This window comes from Nonomuraea sp. NPDC001699 (assembly GCF_053596455.1).
The window spans coordinates 148,630-167,632 of sequence record NZ_JBSFGF010000006.1 but is presented as its reverse complement, the minus strand read 5'-3'; the positions used below and the strand labels follow the sequence as shown (position 1 = coordinate 167,632).

Below are 19,003 nucleotides of genomic sequence, written 5' to 3'. Positions count from 1 at the left end.
CGCCGGTCGGCCCGCATCCGGCGATGATCACGTCGTACGCGAGAGGCACGCGGTCGGCGCCGGCGTTCGACGGCGGCTCTATGGCGTTGGCGTGCGGAGAGTGCATGGCGTTGCCTTTCGGGAGTGCCTTGTCGGAGAGGCGCTCCCGGCGACGCCTACGTCAGCCGCCCGGCCGTGACGGAATGGGGGAGCACCCACAGCGGAACTGCGTTCATGGGGCTCACCTCCTCGGGCGGTGTCACGGTCGCCTGCAAGCTACAAGCCCGGCCGTCGCCGCGTCCAGTCCTTTTCCCCGGGAAAGGCCCGTTTGCGGGAGGGCCCCGGCCGAGAGGATCACGGTGTCCCGGCGCCCCGGAGCAGTGGAGAGAAGGCCGCCCGCCGAGCCGTCCCGAGCCGATCGGCCGTCGACGTCGCCCTGATGCAAGCAAGATCACGGCAGGTTCCAAGTCAGCGGCAAGCCGGGTCACCGATGCTGCTGTGCGGAGGACCCGGTCTTCGGTGAAGGGAGCAGGTGACCGTAGAAGACACTCCCCGCCGACCCCGCCGGCCCCGCCGACCATGCGGCAGTGAGCCGCCCGCACGACCCCCCGCGCGCCCAGCGACGACCTCGCCCGGGCCCGCGTGCCGTCCCGGAGGAGCGGGCCCGTTCGAGACCGCCCACCCGGACACGTTCGATCTTTGCTGGAAAGAGGACACATGAATACGGATGTGACGGGCGCGAACCGCCCTCTCACAGACTCCCCCAGCCGCCTCCACCAGGCCCTGGAGGCGCAGTGCCGGCGGACGCCCGATCGCCTCGCCGTCGTCGCGGGCACGAGCCGGCTGACCTACGCCGAGCTCGACCGCAGGGCCAACGGGGTCGCCCACGCCCTGGCCGCGCGCGGTGTCGGACGCGGCGACCTGGCGGGCATCTGCCTGGACCGCGACGAGTGGCTGGTGCCCGCGCTGATCGGGGTGCTGAAGGCGGGGGCGGCCTACGTCCCGCTGGACCCGGCCTACCCGGCGGAACGGTTACGTTTCATGGCCGAGGACGCCGCCGTGAGCGCGGTGGTCACCTCGGCCGCGCGGCGCGACACCGCGTCGCTGACCGGCGCCGCCACGGTGCTCGTCGACGACGTGACGCCCGCCGCGTCCGGGCCCGAGGTGCCCGGCGAGCCGGGCGACGCCGCGTACGTCATCTACACCTCCGGCTCGACCGGCCGCCCCAAGGGCGTGGTCGTGGAGCATCGCAACACCCTGAACCTGGTGCGCTGGGAGGCGGCCGCCTACACCGCCGAGGAGTTGAGCGGCATGCTGGCCGGCTCCTCCATCTGCTTCGACGCCTCCATCACCCAGATCTTCACGCCGCTGTTCGCCGGCGGAACCGTGATCATGGCGGACAACGTGCTGGCGCTGCCGACGCTGCCGGCCCGCGACGAGGTGCGCACGGTCTTCGGCGTCCCGTCCGCGCTGTCGGTGCTGCTGCGCGAGCCGCTGCCGGACGGCGTGCGCATGGTGCTGTCGGGCGGCGAACGGCTGACCGCGGCCCTGGTCGCGCGCATGTTCGCCAACCCGGGCGTACGCCGGGTGCTCAACATGTACGGCCCCACCGAGTGCACCACCGGCTCCACCATGTTCGAGGTGACCCGCGACCACCAGGGCGAACCGCCGCTGGGCGAGCCGATGGCGGGCGCGCTGCTCAGCGTGCGCGACGACGCGGGCAGGCCGGTCCCGGACGGAGAGACCGGCGAGTTGTGGATCGGCGGCCCCGGCGTGACCCGCGGCTACCTGGGCCACGAGTCGCAGGCCTTCCGCACCGAGCCCGACGGCGCCCGCGTCTACCGCAGCGGCGACCTGGTCCGACGGGTGGACGGCGAGCTGCGGTACGTGGGCCGCGCCGACGACCAGGTCAAGATCCGCGGCTACCGGGTGGAGCTGGGCGAGGTCGAGTCGGCGCTGGACCGCCACCCCGCGGTGCGCCGCGCGGTCGTGCTGGCCCACACCGACGACGACGGCATCGCCTACCTCGCCGCGCACGTGGCCGCCTCCGGCGTGACCGAGCCCGACCTGCGCGACTGGCTGCGCGACCGCCTGCCCGACCACCTGGTCCCGGCCAGGATCGGCGTGACCGGCGACCTGCCGATCGGCCCCACCGGCAAGGTGGACCGCGCGGCCCTGCCCAAGCTGGGCGCCGCCCGGACGGGGAACGCGGCCCCGGTCGCGCCGCGCACGGACGACGAGCGCCAGGTGGCCGAGGTGATCGCGGACGTGCTGGGCCTGCCGGAGGTGGGCGTGCACGACCGGTTCGCCGACCTGGGCGGGCACTCGCTGGCCGCCGCCCGGGTGGTGACCGAGCTGTCACGGCGGCTCGGGCACACCGTGCCCCTGGCGTCGTTCCTGACCGAGCCGACCGCGGCCGGGCTGGCGGCGCGGCTGCGCGAGCCGGGATCGGCGCCGGTGCGGCGGACCGGCCGGACCCGGCACCCGCTCACCGCCGCGCAACGCGAGTTCTGGACGTTGCGCCAGCTCCACCCGCACAGCCCGGTCACCACCGTGTCGGTCCGGCTGGGCGTGCGCGGCCTGAGCGGGAGCGCGCCGCTGCGCCCGGCACTCGACGCGGTCCTGCGCCGGCACGAGGCCCTGCGCAGCACGGTCTCCGTCGGCGAGGACGGCGTCCCGTACGCGGTCGTGCACCCGCCCGTCGCCGTCCCGCTGGTCGAGCATCCGGCGGGCGCGGACCCGGTGAAGGTGGCCCGGGCCGCGGCGGAGCACGTGTTCGACGTGACGAACGAGGTGCCGCTGCTGCGCGCGAGCCTGTGCCCCGTCGGGGACGACGTGGCCGAGCTGGTGCTCGTGACCGACCACCTCGCCTTCGACGGCGGTTCGGTCGGCGTGCTCATGGACGAGCTGGCCGCCGAGCTGGCGGGCGAGCCCGTTCCCGAGCCCGCGGTGCAGCTCGGCGACGTGGCGGTGCGCGAGCAGGAGGAACGGCCCGACCTCGCGCGGCTGCGGGAGTTCTGGCGCGGCGAGCTGGCGGGGGCGCCGGTGGCGGGGCCGCCGCCGCGCGACCTGACGACGTGCCGGGTGACCAGGCCGCTGCCCGAAGAGCTCACGGACGGCGTGGCCGCGCTGGCCCGCGCGTGCGGCGCGACCCCGTTCGCGGTGTACGTGGCCGCCGTCGCCCTGGCCGCCGGGGAGCCGGACACGCTGGTCGGCATGGTCGCGGCGCGGCGTGCCAGGCCGGAGCTGGCCCGGGTCGTCGGGCCGCTGATCGACACGGTGCCGGTGCGGCTGCGGCCGGACGCCGAGCCGACCTTCCGCGACCTGGTCAGGCAGGCCGGGGAGGCCACCACGCGGGCGCTCGTCCACCAGGAGGCGCCGCCCGCCGACCTGCCCCGCGCCCCCGTGCTGCTGGCCATGCAGCACGCCGAGGTGCCGGTGCGCGCGGGCTGCCTCGAACTGCTGACCGAGGTCGGCTCCGGCGCTGCCGTGCACGAGTTCAGCGTGCTCGTCAACCGCACGGCGGCCGGCGCCGAGCTGCACCTGGAGTACGCGGTCGCGCTGCTCGGCCGGGAGGCGGCCGGGGCGTACCTGGACCGGCTGCTGTGGCTGCTGCGACGCGCGGTGGCCGAGCCGGACCTGCTGATCGCGGCGTTCGAGCCGGTCACGCCGGACGAGCGCGCCGCGCTGCTGGCCCGCGCGGCCGGCCCGCGGCTGCCGGACGACCTGCCGCCGGTGCCCCGGGCCCTCGCGGCCCACAGAACCGGCACGGCGGGCACGGCGGGCACGGTGGGCACGGCGGTGGTCGGCCCGGACGGCGCCGCGCTGAGCCACGCCGAGCTGAACGACCGCGCCGACCGGATCGCGGCCGGGCTGCTGGCGCACGGGGTGTCGCGGGGCGACGTGGTCGGCGTCCACGTGCCGCGGGACCGGATGTTGCCCGTGGTGCTGCTGGGCGTGTGGCGGGCGGGGGCGGCGTACCTGCCGCTGGACCCCGAACACCCGGCCGAACGGCTGCGCCTGCTGGCCGCGGACGCGGGCGCCCGCGTGGTGCTCACCCGCGGCGACACCCCCTTCGACCCAGCCCCGCCGTCCACCCCGCACCACCCGGCGCCGCCCGCCCCGAACGGCCCGGCGACCCCTGCCGGGCACCGGCCGGTGGTGCTCGACGCGGACCGGCTCGCGGCCGGCCCGCTCGCGGACCTGCCCGAGGTGCGCTCCGAGGACCTGGCGTACGTCACCTACACCTCCGGCTCCACCGGCGCCCCCAAGGGGGTCGAGGTCACCCACGGCGGCCTGGCCGCCCTCGTGGCCGGGATGATCTCGACGCTCCGCCTCGGCCCGGCCGACGTGCAACTCGCGGTCGCGCCGCTGAGCTTCGACGCCTCCGCCTCCGAGCTGTGGAGCGTCCTGACCGCCGGCGGCACGTCGGTGGTGGTGGACAGGGCCACGGCCACCGACGGGCACGCGCTGGCCGAGCTGATCGGCACGAGCGCGGCCACGGTGATCGACCTGGTGCCGACCGCGTACCGGATGCTGATCGCAACCGGCTGGGCGGGCGGCCCGGCGCTGCGCGCCGTCGCGGGCGGGGAGGCGCTGGACCCGGCGCTGGCCGAGCAGATCCTGCGCCGCGTCGGCGAGTTGTGGAACGCCTACGGGCCCACCGAGACCACCGTCACCTCGACGCTGCACCGGGTGCGCGCGCACGAGGGCGACCGGGTGCCGATCGGGGCGCCGATGCCGGGCGAGCGGGCGTACGTGGTCGACGCGCGGCTGCGGCTGGTGCCGCCGGGCGCGGTCGGCGAACTGCTGCTGGGCGGCGCCGGGGTGGCCCGCGGCTATCGGGGGCGTCCGGACCTGACCGCGACCGCCTTCGTGGCCGACCCGTTCACGCCGGACGGCCGCTGCTACCGCACCGGTGACCTGGCCCGATGGCGGCCGGACGGGACGCTGGAGTTCCACGGCCGCCGCGACCACCAGGTGAAGGTCCGCGGGTACCGGATCGAGCTGGGCGAGATCGAGGCCGTGCTGCGCGAGCTGGCCGAGGCCGCCGTGACCGTCGCGGGGACGGACGCGCACGCCCACCTGGTCGGCTACGTCGCGCCGGAGACGGCGGACCTGGCCGCGATCGAGCGGCACGCCCGGTCCCGGCTGCCCGGCCACATGGTGCCGCGCCGCTGGGTCGCCCTGCCCGCCCTGCCCACGCTGCCCGGCGGCAAGGTCGACCGCCACGCGCTGCCCGAGCCGGACACCGGCCCGGACCCGGCGCGGGTCGCGCCGGACACCGGCGCCGAGCGGCTGGTGGCCGCCGTCTGGGCCGAGGTGCTCGAACGGCCCGAGGTCTGGGCCGGCGACGACTTCTTCGCCCTCGGCGGAGCCTCGTTCGCCGCGACCAGGGTGGCCGCCCGCCTGCGCGAGATGTTGCAGGTCACCGTGCCCGTGCGGTTGTTGTTCGACCGTCCGGTGCTCGCCGACTTCGCCGCCGCGCTCGAAGAGCTGCTGGCCGCCGACCTGATGGAGGGGGACGAGGGATGACCGAGACACGTGAGGACCGGATCGCCGAACTCGTCCGGTCCAGGATCGACGCCGCTCTGAAGCAGAAGGAGAAGAAGGCCGCCCCCGGCATCCCGGCGACGTCGGCCGCGGACATGCCGCTGTCGCCGGCGCAGGAACGGCTGTGGTTCCTGGCCCAACTCGAACCGGACACGCCCGCCTACAACGTGCCGCTGACGCTGCGGCTGCGCGGCCCGGTGGACGTCGCCGCCCTCACCGGCGCGGTGGCGGACCTGGCCGAACGGCACTGGGTCCTGCGCGGCGTCATCGACGAGGGGCGCGTGCGGCCCGTCGCCGCCGTCCCGGTGCCCGTGGTGGACGTGGACGGGACGGAGCTGGACCGGGAGCTGGCCGCGCACGCCTGGCGGCCGTTCCGGCTGGACGCCGAGCCGCCCCTGCGGGCCACGGTGTTCCGGCTCGGCGACGAGGAGTGCGTGCTCGCGCTCACCCTGCACCACATCGCCACCGACGCCTGGTCGGAACGCGTGCTGCTGGACGACCTCACCCGCCTGTACGCCGCCCGCCTCGGCCTGGAGCCGCCCCCCGCTCCCCCGGCCCTCCAGTACGCGGACGTGGCCGCCTGGGAGGCCGGACGGCCGGACGCCGACCTCGACTGGTGGGCCGGGCGCCTGGCGGGCCTGCCGCCGGTGCTCGACCTGCCGCTCGCCCGCCCGCGCCCGTCCGTGCCCACGTGGGAGGGGGCGGCCGTCGTGGTGGAGGTGCCCGAGGCGCTGTCGGCGAAGGTGCGCGCGGTGGCGGGGACGTCGCCGTTCATGGTGTTCCTGGCCGGGTTGCAGGCGTTGCTGAGCCGCCTGTCCGGCGTCGACGACATCGCCGTCGGGGTGCCGCACGCGGGCCGCCACCACCCCGACGCCGAGCGGGTCGTCGGCTGTTTCATCAACACGCTGGTGGTGCGCGGCGACACCTCGGGCGACCCGACCGGCGCGGAGCTGCTGGCGCGGGCGCGCACGGCGGCGCTGGACGCGTTCGCGCACGCCGGCACGCCGTTCGAGCGGGTCGTGGAGCGCCTGCAGCCGGAGCGGAACCTCGCGGTCACGCCGCTGTTCCAGGTGATGCTCAACGTCTACGAGACCGGCGCGCCGATGTCGCTGCCCGGACTGGAGGTCGTGGCCGGGACGCCGCCCGCGCCGACCGCCAAGTTCGACCTGAACCTGGAGCTCGGCGACGACGGCACCCGGTTCTCGGGCGAGTTGCGGTACCGCACCGACCTGTTCGACGAGGCCACCGTGAGCCGGCTGGCCGGCTGGTACCTGGAACTGCTGGACGGCCTGCTCACCGACCCCGCCGCGCCGGTGCGGCTGCCGGCCGGCGACGACCTGCGCGGCCGGGACGCCGCGCTGCCGGTGGACGTGCCGCTGCACACGCTGGTCGAGCGGGTGGCCGACGCCCGCCCGGACGCGGTCGCCGTCGGCTCGCTCAGCTACGCGGAGCTGGACCGCCGCGCCAACCAGGTGGCCCATTGGCTGCTGGCGAGCGGGGTGCGTCCGGAGGAGCCGGTCGGGGTGCTGCTGGAGCGGCGTCCCGAGCTGGTGGTCGCCATGCTCGGCGTGCTCAAGGCGGGGGCGGCCTACCTGCCGCTCGACCCGGTCTATCCGGAGCGGCGCAACCGGGCGGTGGTGACCGACGCCGGTGCGCGGTTCGTGCTCACGGACGCCGAGCTCGCCGCCGCGGCGGAGGCGGCCGGCGGGCGTCCCGGCCTGGCGGTGCGGCCGGAGCACCTGGCGTACGTGATCTACACGTCGGGCTCGACCGGACGGCCGAAGGGCGTCGCGGTCGAGCACCGGCACATCACGCACTACCTCGGCGCGGTGGCCGAGGTCGTCCCCGCCGGGATGACGTCGTTCGCGCTGGTCTCCACCGCCGCCGCCGACCTCGGCATGACGAACGTGTGGTGCGCGCTGACCACGGGCGCCACCCTCCACCTGATCGACCACGAGACGGCCACCGACCCGGCCGCGTTCGCCGCCCGCCTGGCGGCGCACCCGGTGGACGCGATCAAGATGGTGCCCAGCCAGCTCGAACTCCTCGGCACGGCCGCGTTACCCGGGAAGCTGCTGATCCTGGCCGGCGAGGCGGTGCCGGCGGACCTGGTGGCGCGAGTCCGGGAGGCGCGGCCGGACCTGGAGGTGCAGATCCACTACGGCCCCACCGAGACCACGGTGTCGGTGCTGGCCTGCGACGCGGCCGAGGCCCTGGCCGGGCTGGGCCCGGGCCGGGCGCCGCTGGGCCGGCCGCTGGCCGACGTGCTGTGCCGGGTGGCCGACCCGTCCGGACGGGCGCTGCCGCCCGGCGTGCCCGGTGAGCTGTGGATCGGCGGGCCCAGCGTGGCCCGCGGCTACCTGGGCCGCCCCGACCTCACCGCGGAACGTTTCACCGGCGGCTGGTACCGCACCGGCGACCGCGTCCGGGTGACCGGGGACGGGCTGGTCGAGTTCCTGGGGCGGATCGACGACCAGGTGAAGGTGCGCGGCTTCCGCGTCGAGCTGGGCGAGGTCGCCGCGGCTCTGCGGGCCCTGCCGCAGGTCGCGGAGGCGTACGTGCAGCCGGTCGGCGAGGGCCTGGAGCGGCGCCTGGCCGCCTGGGTGACGCCGGCCGCGATGGCCACGGTGGACGTGCCAGAGGTGCGGGCGGCGCTGCGCGAGCGGCTGCCCGACTACATGGTGCCGGCCGCGATCGGCGTGCTGGAGGCGCTGCCGCTCACCCCGAACGGCAAGGTGGACCGGGCGGCGCTGCCCGTGCCCGAGGCGGGGCCTGCGGTGCGGGTGCCGCTGGGCACCGCCGGGGAGCGCCTGGTGGGCGAGGTCTGGGCCGACGTGCTCGGGCTCCCCGAGGTCTGGGCGGACGACGACTTCTTCGCCCTCGGCGGGCACTCGTTCGCGGCGACCCGGGTGGCCGGGCGGCTGCGGGAGCGGCTGGGCGCGGCGGTGCCGGTGCGGCTGCTGTTCGAGCACCCGGTGCTGGCCGACCTGGCCGCCGCGCTCCCCCGTCCGGCGGACGCCGTTCGCGTGCGGCGCGCGCCGGCGGACGGGCCGGTGCCGCTGTCCGGCGTGCAGGCCAGGCTGTGGTTCCTGGCCCAGCTCGAACCGGACAGCAGCGCCTACAACGTGCCGGTGGCGCTGCGGCTGCGCGGCCCGCTGCGGGCGGACGCCCTGCTCGACGCCGTACGCGACCTGGCCGAGCGGCACCACGTGCTGCGCGGCGTGGTCGACGACTCCGGCCCCGAGCCGGTGATCGTGGTCCGGGACGCCGCCGAGGTGCCCGTGTCCACCACGCGCGTGGACCGCTCGGAGGTCGAGGACGTGCTGGCCGCGCACCTGGCGACGCCGTTCGCGCTGGACCGCGAGCCGCCGATGCGGGCGGTGCTGCTCACCGTCGGCGAGCCTGGGGCCGACGACGAGCACGTGCTCTCGCTCACCTTCCACCACATCGCCACCGACGCCTGGACGCGCGGGCTGCTGCTGTCGGAACTGTCCGGCCTGTACGCCGCCCGCCTCGGCCTGCGCCCGCCGCTGGACCCGCCGCCGGCGCAGTACGCCGAGGTGTCCCCCGTCCCCGACCCGGCCGACCTGGACTGGTGGGCCGGGCACCTGGACGGCCTGCCGCCGGTGCTCGACCTGCCCACCGACCGGCCGCGTCCCGCGGTGCCCGACCCGGGCGGGGCCGCGCTCGACCTGGAGCTGCCGGCCGGGCTGAGCGAGCGAATCAGGGCGGTGGCCGCCGCCTACCGGTCCACGCCGTTCATCGTGCTGCTGGCCGGGCTGCAGGCGCTGCTGGCCCGGCTGTCGGCCACTGCGGACGTCGCGGTCGGCGTACCGGTCTCCGGCCGCGACCACCCGGACACCGAAGGCGTGGTGGGCTGCTTCCTCAACACCGTCGTCGTGCGGACCGACGTGGGCGGCGACCCGACCGGGCGCGACCTGCTGGCCCGCGCGCGGGAGTCCGCGCTGGGCGCGCTCGCGCACGCGGGCACGCCGTTCGACCGGGTGGTGGACCGGCTGCGGCCGGAGCGGAACCTGGCGGCCACGCCGCTGTTCCAGGTGATGCTCAACTACATCCCCGGCGGGGCCGGGCCGGAGCTGCCCGGCCTGGAGGCGTCCGAGATCCACCTGCCGGAGCTGACCACCAAGTTCGACCTGAGCTGGCACGTCGTCGACGACGGGCCGGGCGCGCCGCTGCGCGGCGGGCTCGCCTACCGGACCGACCTGTTCGAGCCGGGCACCGCCGCCAAGCTGACCCGCTGGTACGCGGCCCTGCTCGACGGGCTGCTCGCCGACCTGGACGCGCCGGTGGGGGCGGTGCCGCTGGAGCCGGTGACCGGCCCCGCCGTGGACGGCGGGGCGCCGCCCGAGCCGCCCGCCGGGGCGGTGCACCACCTGATCGAGCGCTGGGTGGACGAGACGCCCGGCGCGCCGGCCGTGGTGGGCGCCGACCGCGCCCTGACGTACGCCGAGCTGGAGGCGTCCGCGAACCGGATCGCGCACTGGCTGCTGGAGGCCGGGGTGGGCGCCGACGAGCCGGTCGGCGTGCTGCTGGAGCCGGGCGCGGGCCTGGCGTGCGCGTTGTTCGGCATCCAGAAGTCGGGCGGCGGCTACCTGCCGATGGACCCGGCGTACCCGGCGGCGCGGATCGCCGCGATGCTGGAGGCCGCCGGGGTGCGGGCCGTGGTGACGGTGAGCGAGTTCGCGCCGCTGATCGGGGACGGCCGGCGGGTGCTGGCGCTCGACCGGCCGCCGTCCCTGCCGGACACCCGCCCCCGGGTCGAGGTGCTGCCGGAGCACCTGCACCACGTGATCTTCACGTCGGGGTCCACCGGCACGCCCAAGGCGGTGGCCGCCGAGCACGGCGGCGTCCTGAACTACCTGGGCGGCATGCTGCCGCGCATCGGCGTGCCCGGCGGGTCGTTCGCGGTGGTCTCCACGCCCGCCGCCGACTTCGGCCTGACCTGCGTGTTCGGCGCGCTGACCACGGGCGGGACGGTGCACCTGGTCCCCCGCGAGACCGCCATGGACCCGGCCGCGTTCGCCGGCTACCTGGCCGAGCACCGGGTGGACGTCGTCAAGTGCGTCCCGAGCCACCTGGAGCTGCTGGCCTCGGGCGGCGACCTGGCCGCCGTGCTGCCGCGCGAGCTGCTGATCCTGGCGGGCGAGGCCTGCCCGTGGGACCTGGTGGAGCGGGCCCGGGCCGCCCGGCCCGGACTGCGGATCCAGAGCCACTACGGCCACACCGAGTCCACGATGATCTGCCTGGTCTGCGACACCGAGGAGATCCCCGCCGACCGGCGGACCGGCATCGTGCCGCTGGGCCGTCCGCTGCCCGGCGTGTACGGGCACCTCGTGGACGCCGCACTACGGCCGGTGCCGCCCGGCGTGCCCGGCGAGCTGGTGGTCGGCGGCCCCGGCGTCACCCGCGGCTACATCGGCCGGCCCGAGCTGACCGCCGAGCGGTTCGTCCCCGACCCGCTGACCGCCGAGGGACGCTGCTACCGCAGCGGCGACCTGCTGCGCGTCACCTCCGACGGGCGGATCGAGTTCCGCGGCCGGGTGGACGACCAGGTCAAGGTGCGCGGCTACCGCGTCGAGCTGGGCGAGGTCACCACCGCGCTGCGGGCGCTGCCCCAGATCGCCGAGGCCGTGGTGCTGCCCGTCGGCGAGGGGAAGGCCAGGCAGCTCGCCGCGTGGGTGACGCCCGCGACCGTGGAGGCCGCGTCCGTACGGTCGGCGCTGCGCGAGCGGCTGCCCGACTACATGGTGCCGGCGCACGTCATGGCCCTGGACCGGCTGCCGCTCAATCCGAACGGGAAGATCGACCGGGCCGCGCTGCCCGAGCCGGTGGCCGGGCAGGCCGCGTACGCGCCGCCCTCGACACCGAACGAGGAGCTGGTCGCCGGGGCCTTCGCCCGGGTGCTCGGCGTGGAACGGGTGGGTGCGGGCGACGACTTCTTCGCCCTCGGCGGCGACTCGTTCGCCGCGGTGCGCGCGGTCAAGGAGATCGGCCGCGGGCTGCGGGTGATCGACCTGTTCACCCGGCCCGCCGTGGCCGAGCTGGCCGCGTTCCTGGGCCGCGAGGACACCGGCGGGCTGCTGCACCGCCTGGGCGGCGGCCGGGCCGGCGAGTTCACGCTGGTCTGCGTGCCGTACGGCGGCGGGTCGGCGGCGGTGTACCAGCCGCTGGCCCAGGCGCTGGGCGACCGGGTCGAGGTGCTCTCCGCCGAACTGCCCGGCCACGACCCCGCCCGCCCGGACGAGCCGCCGCTCCCGCTGGAGCAGCTCGTGGACGTGCTGGCCGCCGAGGTGGCCGCGACCGCGTCGGGTCCCGTCGCGGTCTACGGCCACTGCGTGGGCTCCGCGACCGCCGTCGCGCTGGCACGCCGGCTGGAGGCGGACGGCGTGCCCGTGCTGGGCGTGATCGCCGCCGCGAGCTTCCCGGCGGCACGGCTGCCCGGTCCGGTCAGGCGGCTGTTCGGCGGCGACCGCTGGGTGTCCGACCGGATGTTCCGGGACGCGCTGCGCGCCTCCGGCGGGCTGCTCGACGACATGGACGAGGCCGCCAAGCGCACCGCCGTACGCGCCATGCGGCACGACGCCGACCAGGCGCAGGAGTGGTTCGGCCAGGAGCTGGCCGGCGAGGGTGCGCCGCTGCGCGCCCCGATCCTGAGCCTGGTCGGGGAACGCGACCGCGCCACCGAGCTGCACGAGGAGCGCCACACCGAATGGGCGGCGTTCGCGCCGCGGGTGGAGCGGGCCGTGCTGCCCAGGGCCGGGCACTACTTCCTGCGTCACCAGGCCGAGCCGCTGGCCGCCCTGGTGCTGGCGCACCTGACCCGCTGGGCGGCCGGGACGCTGCCCGACCCGGTGCGTCCGCCCGAACGCGCCAGGCTGCGGCCCTTCTACACGGTCGCGGGCGGGCAGATCGTCTCGGCGCTGGGCACGGCGCTGAGCTCGTTCGCGCTCGGCGTGTGGGCCTACCAGCGCAGCGGCGAGATCCTGGACCTGGCGCTGGTCACGATGCTGGCGCAGATCCCGGCCGTGCTGCTCACCCCGCTGGGCGGCGCGCTGGCCGACCGGGTGGACCGGCGCAGGATCATGCTGGCCTGCGACGCGCTGTCCGGGTTGTCCATGGTGGCGCTGGTGCTGCTGCTGACCACCGGGCGGCTGGAGTTCTGGAACGTCTGCCTCATCGTGGGCGTGACCTCCGTCGTGTCGGCGTTCCAGCAGCCCGCGTGGCTGGCGGCGATCGCGCAACTGGTGCCGAAACCGTACCTGCCGCAGGCCAACGCGCTGGCGAACGTGGGCTTCGGCGCGGGCAACGTGGTCGCGCCGCTCGCGGGCGGCGCGCTGATCGGCCTGTTCGGGTTGTCGGCGGTGGTGGCCGTGGACGTGGCCACGTTCGCGATCGGCGTGCTGACGCTGCTGCTGGTGCGCTTCCCCGACCGGCTGTTCCACCGGCGCGAGGAGACGTTCACGGCGGCGCTCACCGGCGGGTGGCGGTTCCTGCGCAGGCGACGTCCGCTGATGGTGATGGCGCTCTACTTCGCGGTCGTGAACTTCTGCACCGCGCTGATGTGGGTGCTCGTCACCCCCGTCGTGCTGGCCATCGGCACCTCCGCGGACCTGGGCCTGGTGACCGCCGTCGGCGGCGTCGGCGCGGCCGTGGGCACCGGCGTGGTGCTGGTGTGGGGCGGCACCCGGCGACGGGCCACCGGGATGATCGGTTTCGTCGTCGGGTCCGGGCTCGGCGTGGTGCTGATGGGCGTGTGGCCGGTCGTGTGGCTGGTCGCGGCCGGGTTGTTCGTCCGGCTGGCGTGCATGAGCATCGGCAACGCGCACTGGCTGTCCATCATCCAGGTCAAGGTGGGTCCGGAGCTGCAGGGACGGGTGCTCGCGGTGAACATCATGATCGCCACGGCCATGCAGCCGATCGGCTTCCTCGCCGCCGGGCCGCTGGCGGAGTGGGCCGGACGGTTCGCCGGCGGGCCCGGCGGGGGCGCGGGGGTCGTGCTGCACGCCAGCGGCGTGTTCCTGGTGCTGTGGGGCTTGGTGGGGCTGCGGCACCGGCCGCTGCGTCACCTGGAGGACCTCGTCCCGGACGCCGCCCCGCCGTCGGAGGCCGCGGCCGACCTGGACGCCATCCAGGAGAGGGTGCTGAGCGCATGAACCCGGAACCCATGAGAGGCATGACGCACACCGAACCCACCACCGGGCTTGTCACCGCGGCCGACGTCCGGGCCGCCGGTGACCGTATCGCGCCGTACGTCCGGCGCACGCCGCTGCTGCGGGTGCCCGGCGAACGGCTCTGGGTCAAGCCGGAGAACCGCCAGCCGACCCGCTCGTTCAAGGTGCGCGGCGCGGTCAACGCCGTGGGCCGGCTGGCCGGGCGCGGCGTCCGGCACGTGATCGTCCAGTCGTCGGGCAACCACGCCCAGGCCATCGCGTACGCCGCCGCCGAACACGGGGTGCGGGCGACCGTCGTCCTGCCGGACACGGCCCCGGACCTGAAGGTGCGCGCCGCCCGCCGGCTCGGCGCCGAGGTGGTGATCGTGCCGCCCGCCCTGCGGGAGGAGGCGTGCCTCGCTCTGGCCGACCGGTTCGGCGCGACGGTCGTCGGCTCCGACGCGTACGACGTCATCGCCGGGCACGGCACCGCCGGGACCGAACTCTGCCTGGACCTGCCGGACGCGGGGACCGTCCTGGTGCCCGTCTGCAACGGCGGCCTGCTGGCCGGGATCGCGGTGGCGGTCAAGGCCGCCGACCCGACCATCCGGGTGATCGGCGTCGAACCCGAACTGGCCGCCGACGGTGCGGCCAGCTTCCGGACGGGCACGCGGACCGCATGGCCGGTGGAACTGACCTACCGCACCCGAGCCGACGGCCTGCGCGCCCCGGTACTGGGCGCCCTGGCCTGGGAACACATCCACCGGTACGTGGACGACATGCTCACCGTGCCCGAGGACGCCATCGACACCGCCGCCGACCTGCTCTGGCGCGAGCTGGGCGAACGCGCCGAACCCAGCGGCGCGACCGCCACAGCCGCCTACCTCACCCACCAGGCACACCTGCCACCGGGCCCGGTGGTCGCGATCCTGTCCGGCGGCAACGTCGCGATCGACGCGGAGACCAAGGAGGAGCCACTGGCGCGGAGCACGTGATCCCCTGTCGTGTGCGTCACTGGACGCACACGACAGGAGATACTCAGACCTCGGACGTCAAGGTGGTGCGATGAGTGAATCCGAGGTGACGCTGCGGCTCCCGGACGCGATCGAGCTCTTCAGCGATCTGAACGAGTTCGTCGTGTCGCTCGACCGGATCCGCTCCAGGATCGCCTTCGCCGACGCGAGCCCGCAGATCCTGGTGGACTACATGGTCGACCGTGAGCTGTTCCAGCGTCTGGCCAAGTGGCGGGGGCTCCTGGGCGACGCCGTGGAAGCGGTGATCGGGGACGAGAGACTGGAGGAGATCGCCGAAGAAGGGTACGTGTACCCCGGCAATCCTTGATCCCTCGAAGGGGGACGGCACCTACGGCGAGCACACCACGGTCGAGGGCCTGACCGGGTTCCGGCCATCACCGGGCGCAGGCGACAGGGCGTCGTCACGTCACTGCGCCAGGGTTCCTCTGACGCCGGAGACGATCAGGTCGAGGCCGGCCTGGAAAGCGCGGTCCCGATGCTCTCTGGGCCAGCCGTCGGCTCCCGTCTTGCGGTTCTGTTCCTCGATCGTGTAGCCGTTGGCGTAGGCCAGGACGGTGTCCACGGCGACGGCGGCGACGTCAGCGGGGATCCCCGCGGCGACCAGGGCCGCGATGAGACGTTCGAAGGTGCTGACCGCCTCGTCGCCCGGGTGCTGGAAACCGGATATGAGACGGGCGCCGTCGCGGTGGGCCAGCATGATGTCGCGCACGCCGGACGCCACGCCGCGCAACAGCTCGTCCCAGGGGGCGTCGGCGAGCGGCGCGACGTCGTCCGCCACGCTGACCAGGTGCGCGACCATGGCGTCCAGCAGGGCCTGCTTGCTGGGGTAGTGCCGGTAGAGGGCGCTCGCCCGCACCCCGAGCCGGCTCGCCAGCAGCCGCATGGTGAGCGCGTCGAGGCCCACCTCGTCGAGCAGTCCGATCGCCGCCTGCAGCACCTCGGTGCGCCGCTGCCCCATCGTGTCCTCCTGAAATCGGGGTTGACAGTCCTGCCCGAGCTACGTGAACAATGTACACGTGAACGTTGTTCACCTGTGAACGGAGGACCAAGATGACACGTGTCCTGGTGATCGGCGCAGGGCTCGGCGGGCTGACGCTCGCGCACGCCCTCATGCGCGCCGGCCTCGACGTGAACGTGTACGAAGCCGACGACGGCACCGGCGAGCGGGCTCAGGGCTACCGGATCGGACTCGCGCCGCCCGCGTTGGCGGCCTTACGCGCCGTCCTGCCGCCCCGGCTGTACCAACTGGCCGAAGCCACCAGCGGCGGCCTGACCGGGCCGGGGCTGCTGTTCGACCACCGGCTCACGCTGCTCGGCAGCGACCTGCCCGGACCGGAGGAGGCCAGGGCCTTCGACCGGCAGGTGCTGCGGCAGGTCCTGCTCGGCGACCTGGACGGCCGGGTCACCTTCGGCAAACGCCTGAAGGACCACACCGAAGAGACGGACGGAACCGTCACCGCGCACTTCTCCGACGGCACGCGGGCCACGGGCGACGTGCTGGTCGGAGCCGACGGCGGCAACTCCGCGGTGCGGCGCCGGCTGGTGCCCGAGGTCCGGCTCATCGACGCCGACCTGTGCGGGGCGATGGGCCGCACCCCGGCCACCGACCGCTTCCTGGAGCTCGTGCCAGGACGCGGCACGATGGTCAAGGGGCCGGGCATCACGCTGATGCTGGGACGCATGCAGTTCGACAGGGAGCCCGGCGAGGCCGCCGCCGAACTCGTACCCGACCTGCCCATGCCCCGCCGGGAAAGCTACGTGCGATGGGTGCTGCTCCTGCCTCCGGACCATCCGGCGGCCGCCACACCGGACCGGGGGGACGCTCGCGACCTGGTGCTGGAGCTCATCGAAGACTGGCATCCCGACCTGCGGGACCTGGTACGCGGCGCCGACCTGAGCGGCGTGGGCCGCTCCAAGGTCCACGACCGTCCGATGCCGTCGTGGCCGGTGGGCCGGGTCACGCTGCTGGGCGACGCGGCCCACCTGACCCTGGCCAGCGGCGGCAACGGCGCCAACACCGCACTGCTGGACGCCGTACGGCTGAGCGCCCGCCTGACCGAGGTCGATCAGGGCCGACGGGACCTGATCCCGGCTCTGACGGAATACCAGCGCGACCTGCTGGAACGCGGGAACGCGGCAGTGGAGGCCGGCAAGCGGGCGGAGCACAGGTTCGTCCCGGCCGGGGGCGAGGCGCGATGAGGAATGAGCCGCGCCTCCTGCACGATCAGGTTCTTTCTGCCGACGGAACCACGATCGGCTACCGCCGCCGTGGCCGCGGCCCCGGGCTGATCCTCGTCCACGGCGCGATGCAGGCGTCGCAGCACTTCACGAAGCTCGCCGCCGCCCTGTCGACAGACTTCACCGTCTATGTGCCCGACCGGCGCGGACGCGGGCTGAGCGGCCCGCACGGGGCCGACTTCAGCGTCATGCGGGAGGTCGAAGACCTGCAGGCGCTCGTCACGGCGACCGGCGCGTCGCAGATCTTCGGTCTGAGCTCGGGCGCGCTCGTCGTCCTGCGTACGGCCCTGACCACGCCCGCCCTTGACCGGCTCGCCCTGTATGAGCCCCCGCTGTCCATCGACGGCTCGGCGCCGATGGACTGGGTGCCGCGCTACGACCACGAGGTAGCCGCGGGAAGGAGCGCATCAGCGCTGGTCACCGCACTGAAGGGGCTGGACGCCGAACCGTCGCTGTTCAGCAGGATCCCCCGCTTCGCCCTCGTACCGCTCCTGGCGATCGGCGCGCGGTTGCAGGGCGATGGGCCCGCCGACGAGGTGCCGGTCAAAGCGCTCATCCCGACGCAGCACTACGACATGCAGGTGGTCAGGGAGATGGCCGACACGATCACGGACTACGCGACGCTCGATGCGCGGGTGCTGCTCCTCGGCGGCACGAAGAGCGCCGACTACCTGCGCCTGGCACTCCGGAAACTGTCCGAGACGCTGCCCCGCGCCCGACATCTCGACCTGCCAGGAATCGGGCACTCAGGCCCGGAGGACGACGGATCCCCACTCGTCGTAGCCCAGGCCCTACAGGACTTCTTCAGCGAACAATGACGAGGTCACGAATGCCGCTGCTCGATGGTCGACCTCAACAGGCCACCTCCATTCGTCACGAGCCCATCACGATGCGTACGCGTATGGAAACTCCTGGACGTGAAGATCCGATGTCCCATCGGACAAGGGAGCAAGGAGATGAACAGCATCCAATCCGGCTACGCCGTCATCGAATTCCTGGAGCCGTGATGTTGGAAGACCCTCTTCACCTGTTAGGACGCCTACGGCTGGGCAGGGAGGAATACTGCCAGCGTCTCCTGACCATGCTCATCGTGGGCGGCCCCTATCCCCCGTGGAACAGCCGCTCCCGGCCTTCGCCTCACGGAACCCGGTTCCTGCGATCGCTGGACGAGTTGTCGTTCGGTCAGAGCGGCCGGCACACCCAACCGCTCTTCGTGGACGAGTTCGAACTGCGCCCAAGGCACGACGACGAGCAGGGCGGGGCACCCGATTACGCCGTACTGTGGGCCGATCGTCTCTGGATGATCGAGTTGAAGACGGAGACGTCGAGCCACCGGCGCGGTCAACTCACCTCGTACTTTGCTCTCGCCGGCCATCACCATCCCGGTCTGAGCGTGGATCTCACCTACTTGACACCGCCCTTCACCTTCACGCCGCCAGCCGGCCAGGACGACATCAGGTTCGCGCACGTCACCTGGGCCCAGATCTTTCCGCTGTTGCGCGAGGTGTGGGGCAACGGCACGGACACGGAACGTCAGGTCCTCACCATGCTGCTTCAGGCACTGGAGAGCATCGGATCGAACTGGTCCGACTGGCGGGCTCAGCGAGTCGGTACGCCAAAGGACGAGCCGCCGGCCATCGAGGACATCGCCATGGCGTTGGCCGAGGCCACCGCCCACGACGGACGGCAGCGGGCCGTGAACCACCCGACGGCAGACCTGGACCTGCTCCAACGTCTCCGCATGACCCTACGAGAAGCCATCTGCGCCGAGCCGGAGCAGTCCCCTCTCCGGTACGTGAAGCCATGGCTCTGGAACGCCGCAACCAGCGGCGGGATCGCGCTCTCACCCTCCAGCCGAGACGTCGGCTTCGAACTCCGCCTCTCCCGATACCGCAAGCCGGTGTGCTGAGGTCAGGGTGGCGCGATGAGCGAACCCGAGGTCACACTGCGGTTGCCGGACGCGATCGAGGCTTCCATTTCTACGCCGACTCCTCGACGACAACGGCCTGTCGCGACTTCGCCGCCACC

The 19,003-nt window shown here is 74.4% G+C and carries 8 protein-coding genes; 7 read left to right on the top strand and 1 reads right to left on the bottom strand.

Going from position 1 to position 19,003, the window contains the following annotated elements; all coding sequences use genetic code 11:
* Window positions 1-696: 696 nt before the first annotated feature.
* The 4 genes from ACWCSU_RS20090 to ACWCSU_RS20075 all read left to right on the top strand — a co-directional run bounded on the left by ACWCSU_RS20090 (window position 697) and on the right by ACWCSU_RS20075 (window position 15,044).
* Window positions 697-5,514, top strand: coding sequence for an amino acid adenylation domain-containing protein (locus ACWCSU_RS20090; protein WP_449936640.1), 4,818 nt, complete (start codon window positions 697-699; stop codon window positions 5,512-5,514).
* Window positions 5,511-13,706, top strand: coding sequence for an amino acid adenylation domain-containing protein (locus tag ACWCSU_RS20085; RefSeq protein WP_449936639.1), 8,196 nt, complete (start codon window positions 5,511-5,513; stop codon window positions 13,704-13,706). The genes ACWCSU_RS20090 and ACWCSU_RS20085 overlap by 4 nt, the downstream gene beginning before the upstream one ends.
* 20 nt (window positions 13,707-13,726) lie before the next feature.
* Window positions 13,727-14,698 (top strand): threonine ammonia-lyase, encoded by a 972-nt coding sequence (locus tag ACWCSU_RS20080; protein WP_449936638.1) that lies wholly within the window; start codon window positions 13,727-13,729, stop codon window positions 14,696-14,698.
* 70 nt (window positions 14,699-14,768) lie between these two features.
* A complete protein-coding gene (locus tag ACWCSU_RS20075; protein ID WP_357700397.1) occupies window positions 14,769-15,044 on the top strand; it encodes a hypothetical protein in 276 nt (91 codons plus the stop codon).
* A gap of 99 nt (window positions 15,045-15,143) precedes the next feature.
* On the opposite strand, the gene ACWCSU_RS20070 is transcribed toward ACWCSU_RS20075, so the two are convergent.
* On the bottom strand, window positions 15,144-15,695 hold the full coding sequence (locus ACWCSU_RS20070; protein ID WP_357700394.1) for a TetR/AcrR family transcriptional regulator C-terminal domain-containing protein: 552 nt from the start codon (window positions 15,693-15,695) through the stop codon (window positions 15,144-15,146).
* 92 nt (window positions 15,696-15,787) lie between these two features.
* Between ACWCSU_RS20070 and ACWCSU_RS20065 the strand changes: the two genes are divergently transcribed.
* The 3 genes from ACWCSU_RS20065 (at window position 15,788) to ACWCSU_RS20055 (ending at window position 18,884) form a co-directional block, all read left to right on the top strand.
* On the top strand, window positions 15,788-16,936 hold the full coding sequence (locus ACWCSU_RS20065) for an FAD-dependent oxidoreductase (protein WP_449936636.1): 1,149 nt from the start codon (window positions 15,788-15,790) through the stop codon (window positions 16,934-16,936).
* Window positions 16,933-17,793: an alpha/beta fold hydrolase gene (locus ACWCSU_RS20060; RefSeq protein ID WP_449936634.1), complete on the top strand. Its 861-nt coding sequence runs from the start codon at window positions 16,933-16,935 to the stop codon at window positions 17,791-17,793. The genes ACWCSU_RS20065 and ACWCSU_RS20060 overlap by 4 nt, the downstream gene beginning before the upstream one ends.
* Before the next feature lie 395 nt (window positions 17,794-18,188).
* Complete coding sequence (locus tag ACWCSU_RS20055) at window positions 18,189-18,884, top strand: hypothetical protein (RefSeq protein WP_449936632.1); 696 nt, start codon at window positions 18,189-18,191, stop codon at window positions 18,882-18,884.
* Window positions 18,885-19,003: the final 119 nt, after the last annotated feature.

What these genes read in the sequence shown, in the direction of transcription:
- ACWCSU_RS20060 (WP_449936634.1), top strand. Translation starts at nt 16,933, where the DNA reads ATGAGGAATGAGCCGCGCCTCCTGCACGATCAGGTTCTTTCTGCCGAC.
- ACWCSU_RS20075 (WP_357700397.1), top strand. Translation starts at nt 14,769, where the DNA reads ATGAGTGAATCCGAGGTGACGCTGCGGCTCCCGGACGCGATCGAGCTC.
- ACWCSU_RS20080 (WP_449936638.1), top strand. Translation starts at nt 13,727, where the DNA reads ATGACGCACACCGAACCCACCACCGGGCTTGTCACCGCGGCCGACGTC.
- ACWCSU_RS20085 (WP_449936639.1), top strand. Translation starts at nt 5,511, where the DNA reads ATGACCGAGACACGTGAGGACCGGATCGCCGAACTCGTCCGGTCCAGG.
- ACWCSU_RS20070 (WP_357700394.1), bottom strand. Translation starts at nt 15,695, where the DNA reads ATGGGGCAGCGGCGCACCGAGGTGCTGCAGGCGGCGATCGGACTGCTC.
- ACWCSU_RS20090 (WP_449936640.1), top strand. Translation starts at nt 697, where the DNA reads ATGAATACGGATGTGACGGGCGCGAACCGCCCTCTCACAGACTCCCCC.
- ACWCSU_RS20065 (WP_449936636.1), top strand. Translation starts at nt 15,788, where the DNA reads ATGACACGTGTCCTGGTGATCGGCGCAGGGCTCGGCGGGCTGACGCTC.